The organism is Micromonospora matsumotoense, assembly GCF_900091525.1.
Classification (GTDB): domain Bacteria; phylum Actinomycetota; class Actinomycetes; order Mycobacteriales; family Micromonosporaceae; genus Micromonospora; species Micromonospora matsumotoensis.
The window spans coordinates 1-7,393 of record NZ_FMCU01000006.1; the positions used below are offsets into that span (position 1 = coordinate 1).

At 68.1% G+C, this 7,393-nt stretch carries 7 protein-coding genes; 4 read left to right on the forward strand and 3 right to left on the reverse strand.

The window, feature by feature from the left end:
- Together GA0070216_RS14020 and GA0070216_RS14025 are read right to left on the reverse strand one after the other, a co-directional pair.
- Nucleotides 1-320: hypothetical protein (locus tag GA0070216_RS14020; protein WP_141723093.1), on the reverse strand; the 320-nt coding region annotated here is incomplete at its 3' end.
- 249 nt (nt 321-569) lie between these two features.
- Nucleotides 570-1,226, reverse strand: a complete 657-nt coding sequence (locus GA0070216_RS14025; RefSeq protein ID WP_091245351.1) for an HAD family hydrolase — start codon at nt 1,224-1,226, stop codon at nt 570-572.
- Between the two features lie 1,345 nt (nt 1,227-2,571).
- Between GA0070216_RS14025 and GA0070216_RS14030 the strand changes: the two genes are divergently transcribed.
- The 4 genes from GA0070216_RS14030 (at nt 2,572) to GA0070216_RS14050 (ending at nt 6,595) form a co-directional block, all read left to right on the forward strand.
- Nucleotides 2,572-3,459: a replication-relaxation family protein gene (locus GA0070216_RS14030; RefSeq protein WP_091245357.1), complete on the forward strand. Its 888-nt coding sequence runs from the start codon at nt 2,572-2,574 to the stop codon at nt 3,457-3,459.
- Nucleotides 3,460-3,846: 387 nt separating this feature from the next.
- Entirely contained in the window at nt 3,847-4,731 is an 885-nt protein-coding gene (locus GA0070216_RS14040; protein WP_091246177.1) for a DUF2637 domain-containing protein, read from the forward strand.
- Nucleotides 4,728-5,126 carry a hypothetical protein gene (locus GA0070216_RS14045; protein WP_091245364.1) on the forward strand — a complete coding sequence of 133 codons (399 nt, stop codon included), beginning with the start codon at nt 4,728-4,730 and terminating at the stop codon, nt 5,124-5,126. Before GA0070216_RS14040 ends, GA0070216_RS14045 begins: the two co-directional genes overlap by 4 nt.
- Nucleotides 5,123-6,595 (forward strand): tyrosine-type recombinase/integrase, encoded by a 1,473-nt coding sequence (locus tag GA0070216_RS14050; protein ID WP_091245367.1) that lies wholly within the window; start codon nt 5,123-5,125, stop codon nt 6,593-6,595. The genes GA0070216_RS14045 and GA0070216_RS14050 overlap by 4 nt, the downstream gene beginning before the upstream one ends.
- Nucleotides 6,596-6,734: 139 nt before the next feature.
- On the opposite strand, the gene GA0070216_RS14055 is transcribed toward GA0070216_RS14050, so the two are convergent.
- Nucleotides 6,735-7,124, reverse strand: coding sequence for a hypothetical protein (locus GA0070216_RS14055; protein ID WP_091245369.1), 390 nt, complete (start codon nt 7,122-7,124; stop codon nt 6,735-6,737).
- Nucleotides 7,125-7,393: the final 269 nt, after the last annotated feature.

The window sequence follows — 7,393 nt, forward strand, 5'->3', positions numbered from 1 at the left end:
GAACTGCGGCGTCGGGTCGGCTGATCAGCCGGTCCGTCGACGGCACCAGGGCTGGAGAACGACACCGAAGGCGCTGCAGGACGGGAAGACCTCGCTGGCGGCCATTGCGACGCCGCGATCTGGGCCCCGGTGACCGGCAGGGTGGGCGAGACCTGGTCGAGCAAGCGCTGCGCCAGGGTGGCGTCGATCTCGACGTCTGCGCTGATGCGAACATCGGCCGCGGTCGCCAGGTCCACGACGTCGTCGCTGGTGAACCCATCAGCTCCGAGAGTACTCAGCCGTCGCGCGAACTCCTGGACATTGATCATTTGCAGCCTCATCGTCGGATTGTTAATCATCCACCGTAACCCCCGCTTCGGTCGGCGGATCCGGCGCCCACCGTGCGGGCTACCGGGGCCGACAGTCGGCGCCGACAAACTGCGACCGCTGCGCGGAAGGTCCGCAACTCTTCAGTGAGCTGATCGCGCCTGCAGGGCCGTCACGCTCTGTGTTACCCATGCTGTCCCGCGACGCCCGGAAATGCCGCTTACCGCGTGCTGGGCAGCTTCATTCGAGCGGTTGGGCAGTGGTCAGGTGGTCGGCTTGTTGTGTTTGCGGATGAGGTCGGGTAGTTCGGTGAGTGAGTCGAGGTGGAACAGGCAGCGGTTGCTGATCGCTGTGTCGTTGAGGATGTGTCCCCAGGGTCCTCGGCGGATGAGTGCGGTGGGGATTCCTGCTTCCTGTGCTGGTCGGATGTCGTTGTCGAGGCGGTCTCCGACGTAGAGCACCTGGTCGGCTGGGCAGCCGGCTTCGGTGACTACGCGGTCGAAGAAGGCGGGGGAGGGTTTCTCGACGCCCCAGCCGTCCGAGGTGCCGATCACGTCCACCGGGAGGTTCAGGGCGCGCAGGATGGTTTCTGCGCGTGCTGTCTGGTTGCCGGCGAGGCCGACGTGGAGCCCTGCCGCGCGTAGCGCGGCCAGGCAGGGTCGGGCGTCGGGGTAGAGGTCGTCTTCGGTGAATGATTCGGGTTGTCCTGCTGCGGTGCGGCGTTGCCGTTCCTGGGTCAGGTCGAATCCTGGTCGGAAGATTTGGAAGGTTTCCCGGTAGTCGAGGCCGCGGGCGATGACTGCGCCGAAGGCGGCGGAGAAGGTGTGGCGTGGTACGCCGAGCCAGTCTGCCCAGGTGCCGTACTCGCGGGACTCGTCGACGATGGTCTCGCCCACATCGAAGAACACGCTGGTGATCACCTGGCGATTGTGCCGTGTGCCCTTCGGCGGATCAACGTGCGCCCCGAGCCGAGCCGAGCTGCTTGGCGCGGTGGGGGTGAAGTGTTACCCGTGGCGCTGGGTGAGCGTCTTCGACCTTGCTGGCCGGTGGGCATGAGGTGGCGGGATCGGCTCAATCGTGACCGCTCGATGTGGGACTGGGGCGGCGGCAGGCCGTGCGTGTGGTATGAGGCGGCCCTGAGATTGGTGGGGGTGGGGTGGGGGCGTAGGTCGGCCTGGTCTCTGAGGATCACACCGGCAAGTTGGGCACCAGGATCCGCGTCGGGCGGTGTGAGAGGCGGAGGTCGTCTGCGTCTCGGTCATGCGAACGGGCCCTCTCCGGGCTCGATTCCTGGCCCGTAAGTGTGCTTCGGGTCAGAAGATCGTCTCATGAAGTGAGACGTTTACGAGCGTTGGTCAAGATTTTTCTGCCTGTTTCGGGCGCGGATTTGTGCCGCTGGGGTCCAGTGCGGGTTGGTGGGTGTCGGTGCGTCCGGCTGGGTCCGAAGGCATCGTGATCGGCTGCTGGTGGCGCTGGTTGACAGGGCTCTGCCGGGGAGGCGTACTGGTACGGACGTGACCGCGTGGCGGTCTGTCTGCCGGGTCCAATCGTCCAGGCTGGCGACGTTCCATGGAGGAGCGTCGCGGGTCGTTCGAGGCTCGGGGTGGGCGGATCGTCGTTGGTTTTGAGTGGTAGGGGGTTCGCGATGAAGGGTCTTTCTCCGGCGGGTTGAGTCGACGCCCTACCGAGCCGTGACGTCGACGGCGTTCGGGGCATTTGTCTCCCGCTGCGATGCGCTGCCTGCCGGCGCGGCGGTATGCCGTCCTGCTTCCGTAGCTGCTGCCGCCGTTCTTGCTGCCGCGACCGCCCTTCTGGCGGTCGTGTCGGTCGGTGCTGTCCTCATCCGCCTTCGGGTCGGCCGGATGCCCGGTCGGGCTTTCGTTGTCAGCTCCACAGAGCGCTTCTCCATAGTCCACCGCCGCTCGCCATGGCTGCATATCCCTGCGGCGTCGTGAATGCCGTCCCCATCTTCGTTGTGCTCAATCAAGGAGTTGTTGTGTTCTTCGTCCATCTCGTCTCTGTGCGCTCCGGCTTGGTGTCGGTGGCGGTGACAGATCCCGTTTCGGTGCCCGTTGCGGGGTCCGGATTGGCGTCGGTGTTGAGGTCAGTCTTCAACCAGACGCCGGAACGGACCCCCTGTCGTGTCTCACACCGCTGGTCAGGTCGGCTGTCAGCCCTGCTGGCTTGTCCTACGACAGACCCTGCATGGTCCCGGGTCTCTCCCCCTGGGGCTGGCATTCCCTACAAGAGGGGAGGTGGTGGCTGGTGGATGATCCGGTCCTTCGGGTCCAGTCCCAGCTGACCGCCCGTGATCGTGTGTTGCTGGGCTGGCTCTACGACCACGGTGTGTTGACCTCGTTCCAGATCGCGCATGCCCTGTTCCCGTCTCTGGATTTCTGTCAGCGGCGGTTGCGGACGTTGTACCGGTTGCGGTTGGTGGCGCGGTTCCGTCCGCTGCGCGCTGACGGCGGCTCGTACCCGTACCACTACGTCATCGACCAGCTCGGTGCGGAGGTCGTCGCCGCTGGCCGTGACGAGCGTCCGCCCCGTCGTGATCACGCCCGGGTGGAGCGGCGCCGTTGGACGTCCAGCCGCACCCTGGAGCACCGCCTCGGGGTGAACGGCTTCTTCACCGACCTCGCCGGCTACGCCCGCACCCATGCTGATGTCCGGTTGGGGGAGTGGTTGTCGGAGGCGGCGTGCCGGCGGTCGGGGGTGTTCACCCGGCCGGAGGATCCGGCTCTGGTGCGCGCCTACCAGCCCCGGGTCCGTCCGGACGGCTACGGCCTGTGGGTTTCGGGTCGAACGTTGGTGCCGTTCTTCGTGGAGTACGACACCGGTGGTGAGCCGCTGTCGGTGTTGACCGGGAAGCTGGTCGGTTACCGGGAGTGGTTCGCGGCGATGGGGCGGGTGTGGCCGGTGTTGTTCTGGCTGCATTCCGCCGCCCGGGAGCGCAACCTGCGCCGGATGTGGGCCGAGACGCCGCCGTTGGTGCCGGTGGCTACCGGTGCCCGCGACCACGCCATCACGGCGGGCCTGTGTCCCGCTGAGGCGGTGTGGGCGGTGGCCGGCGGCGGCGGGCAACGGTCGACGCTGGCTGACCTGTCGGCCTGGGTCCTCGACGACCGTGACCCGACCGGGGAGGCGGCATGACCGACGACACCTCCCCGGAGTCCTTCATCGTGCGGCCGGCGGGTGCGACGGTGACGACCCCGGAGCCGTTCTGTCACCGGTCTTTCAGCGTCTCACCGGAGGCTGCTGACAGACCAGTGACAGCACCGGCCAGCCCTGACAGCGAGCGGACGGAGGTATCGTCCCGGCCTCCGCGTGGCCGGTCCGCGGACCGGCCCGAGACCGAGCCATTTACGGTCCTGGTCCGGCACGCCGGGACCGTTTACCCCCTGGTCCGGTCCGCAGACGCGGGCGGACCGGGCGTGCTGGTGGTCCGGTCCGGGGAGGTGGGCGGCTACGACCGCACTCGGTGACTCGGACGTCGGTCCGGGACGGAGCCCGGCAGAGGGAGCTGTCCAGGTCGTGATCATGTTGGCGATTGGTGGGGCGGCGGGTGCGGCCAGCTTCACCCACGTCCACAACGTCGCCGCTGCTCACGGTCAGCCGGGGTGGTTGGCGTGGGCGGACGCGATCGTGCTGGAGCTGATGTCCATCGCGTCCGGCCTGGAACTGCGCCGCCGGAAGCGGGCGCAGGTGTCGGTGGTGTTCCCGGCAGCGGTGTTGGCCTGCGCGGTGACGTTGTCGCTCGCGGCGCAGGTCGTGGAGGCCGAGCCGTCACCGATCGGCTGGACCGCCGCGGCCGTGCCCGCGCTCGGGTTCCTGGTCATGGTCAAGATCGCCCTCGGCTACACCAACACCCCACCCGAACCCACACCAGCCGGAACGCACCCGTCCACCGCCCGACCAGCGGACCAGCCCATCGCCAGCGCAAGCCAGCTTCCGGCGGACCGCACCGACGCCCAGCCCACCCTGCCGACGACGGATCGGCGTCTGCCCGCGCGGACCGTCCACGACACCAGCAACGACCACCCACACACCGGACCGGACCACCCCCGGACCGGCGGACCGGTCCGCCGGCACCGGCCGTCGCGGCGCGGACCGTCCACCCACCCCACCGACACCGAAGCCCTGCTCCTGGTCGCCAGACGCGCACAGGAGGACCTCGCCGCCGAAGGCCGGCCGCTGACCCGCGCTGCCCTGGCCACCGCACTCCGCGCCACCGGCCACACCGTGTCCAACACCCGCGCGTCACAACTACTGAAGATCCTCAAAGCCGACCAGGCCCCACCAGCCCCCACCGCCGCCCAGCAGACTCCCGAGCCTGCCGACCGCGGCACCCTGCCGACAGCGCCAGAACCCGCCGCGCGTACCTCTGCACCGCTTCCACCGCAGTCAGGAGACCCCAACCTGTGAACGCCCACACCACTCCCACCCGCGACACCCAACCGACCAGCCCACCCCCGTCTACCAACGTGCCGTGGACCGTCGAGCGGATCCGCGCTCTCGGTGCCGCCACCACCCTGCCCACCGCCGCGGCCGTCCTCGGGATCAGCCGGTCCCAGGCATACCGGCTCGCCGCCACCGACACCTTCCCCACACCACTGATCCGCGCAGGCACCCGCATCATCGTCCCCGTCACCGGGCTCCTCCGACTCCTCCACATCGATGACCCCACCCCGAACCCCCACGACGGCCGGCGACTTGATCCCGCCGTGGTGTCGAGCGTGGATGCAACGACCCCGCCACCAGCGGACTACACCCACCACCGCTGGCGGCACCACGTCGAGCACCCCGGAGACGACCAGTGAAAGGCTCCATCTTCAAACGCTGCGGCTGCCGCGACACCACCACCGGCCGTCGCCTGGGACGCTCCTGCCCTGACCTGCGCCGGCCCGGCGGCGGCTGGTCCCGCAACCACGGCCAATGGCACTGGCAGATCGACCTACCCGCCCGCGCCAACGGCACCCGCCGCACACTGCGCCACGGCCCCTACCCCACCCAAACCGACGCCGACACCATCCTCGACCGCATCCGCGCTGCCCTCGCCGTCCCCGACCCCACCGACCCCCACGCCATGGTCAAAACCGGCGACCTCATCGAGACCGCCGTCAAGACCGGCGCACCCGTCCCCACCCCCGACCAGGTCCGCCGCACCCTGCACCTGGACATCACCCCCACCGAACTCCCCACCATGGCCGATTACCTCACCGACTGGCTCGCCGGACGCAAGAACATCAAGAAGGGCACCCTGCGCTCCTACGAGGGACACATCCGCCTGTACCTGATCCCGCACCTCGGGCACCTACGCATCGATCGGCTTCGCCCCGGTCACATCGACGCGATGTACGAGGCCATCGCCGAACGCAACACCACCATCGCCACCCTGCGCGCCAGCCGCGACCCCGCCAAGCGCGACCAGGTCAAGAACCAGCGGGTCGTCGGCCCTCGCACGATGCACGTCATCCACGCCACCCTGCGCAAGGCCCTCAACGACGCGATGCGCCGACACCGCTACCTCGACATCAACCCCGCCCTCCTGATCGAGCTACCCCGCGCCCGCCCACCCAAGCCCACCGTGTGGACCGACCAACGCGTCAAGACGTGGCGCGACACCGGCAAGACCCCGAGCCCGGTCATGATCTGGACCCCCGAACACACCGGACGATTCCTCGACCACACCCACGACGCCGGCGACCGGCTCTACGCCCTCTACCATCTCATCACCTTCACCGGCCTCCGCCGAGGCGAAGCCTGCGGCCTGCACTGGGACGACCTCGACCTCGACGCCAAAACTCTCACCGTCCGCTGGCAACTCGTCCAACAAGGCTGGGCCACCGCCATCGACACCCCCAAGACCACCGACAGCGAAGCCACCGTCGCCCTCGACACCGAAACCGTCACCGTCCTCCGCACCCACCGGGCCCGCCACAACCGCGAACGCCTCGCCGCCGGCACCACCTGGACCCGGACTGGCCTCGTGTTCACCACCCCCACCGGCGGCAGACTCCACCCCGCCGACGTCACCGACCACTTCCACCACCTCGCCACCCAAGCCGGACTCCCACCCATCCGACTCCACGACCTCCGACACGGCGCCGCCACCATGGGCCTCGCCGCCGGCATCCAGATGAAAGTCATCTCCAACCGACTCCGCCACTCCAGCCCACACTTCACCGCCACCTTCTACGGCGCCGTCCTCCCCGAACTCTCACACGCCGCCGCCGAAGCAACCGCCGCCATCGTCCCCCGACGTGGTGGAACCGCAAGACCGGCGTAAGACACAGGGTCGCCCCCGTTGTCGCGTAGGTCAGCCAACGATGCTATCGGCGGCCCAGGACAACTCGCTGATCGAGCGAGCTGCCGTCGGAAGGATGAGCGCGTCGAGTGGCAGCGACAGGCACAGCAACTCCGCAGGGTCAGAGCGTGGAGATCCAGGCCGGTGCGTTAGTAGCGGCGGCCCGGATCCTCGCGTCGAGGGGAAACTCGTGCAGGAGCAACCGGGCCCGTGCCTCGTCTATCTCAGAGATGCGGAAAAGCTCGGTGAACCACGGCAGGCACACTGCGAACTCGACGCTGTCTTCTAGCCTTCCGAGTTCGAGCAAGCGGCGAAAGCCGTAGGAGGTGTGTCCGGGCTGAGCTAGGAGATGCCGGGTTGCCCCCACGGCATCGCCGTACCGCTCGACCATCTCGAGGAACTGAAACGGGTTGTAGCCCAACTTCCTGAGACGTGGGATGCCTTCGGCAACGTGCTCGTTGAATTTCACGCGAAGGGCTGCCAGCCATTCTGCGTCTCGCTCCGTGTCCATCGCCCATCCTTCAGTCGGTGTAAGCGGCCGGTTGTATTGCTTGGCCCGGTGGCGAAAGCCCCTGCACCCCTGTATGCCAGGGGAGCCCGCCTTCCTCGAAACTCTTGCCAGCGCACCGGTTGCTAAGTAAACAACGAGGACCCTAAGTGACATTCGCAGGTCGCAAGGGGTCCAGAGGTCGTCCAGGATGCGGCCCAAGTGCGAGCTGAGGGCCATGCCGGTAGACGGGCCTATTGATTGACCGTTATCGGTGTTATCCGGACGTGGTG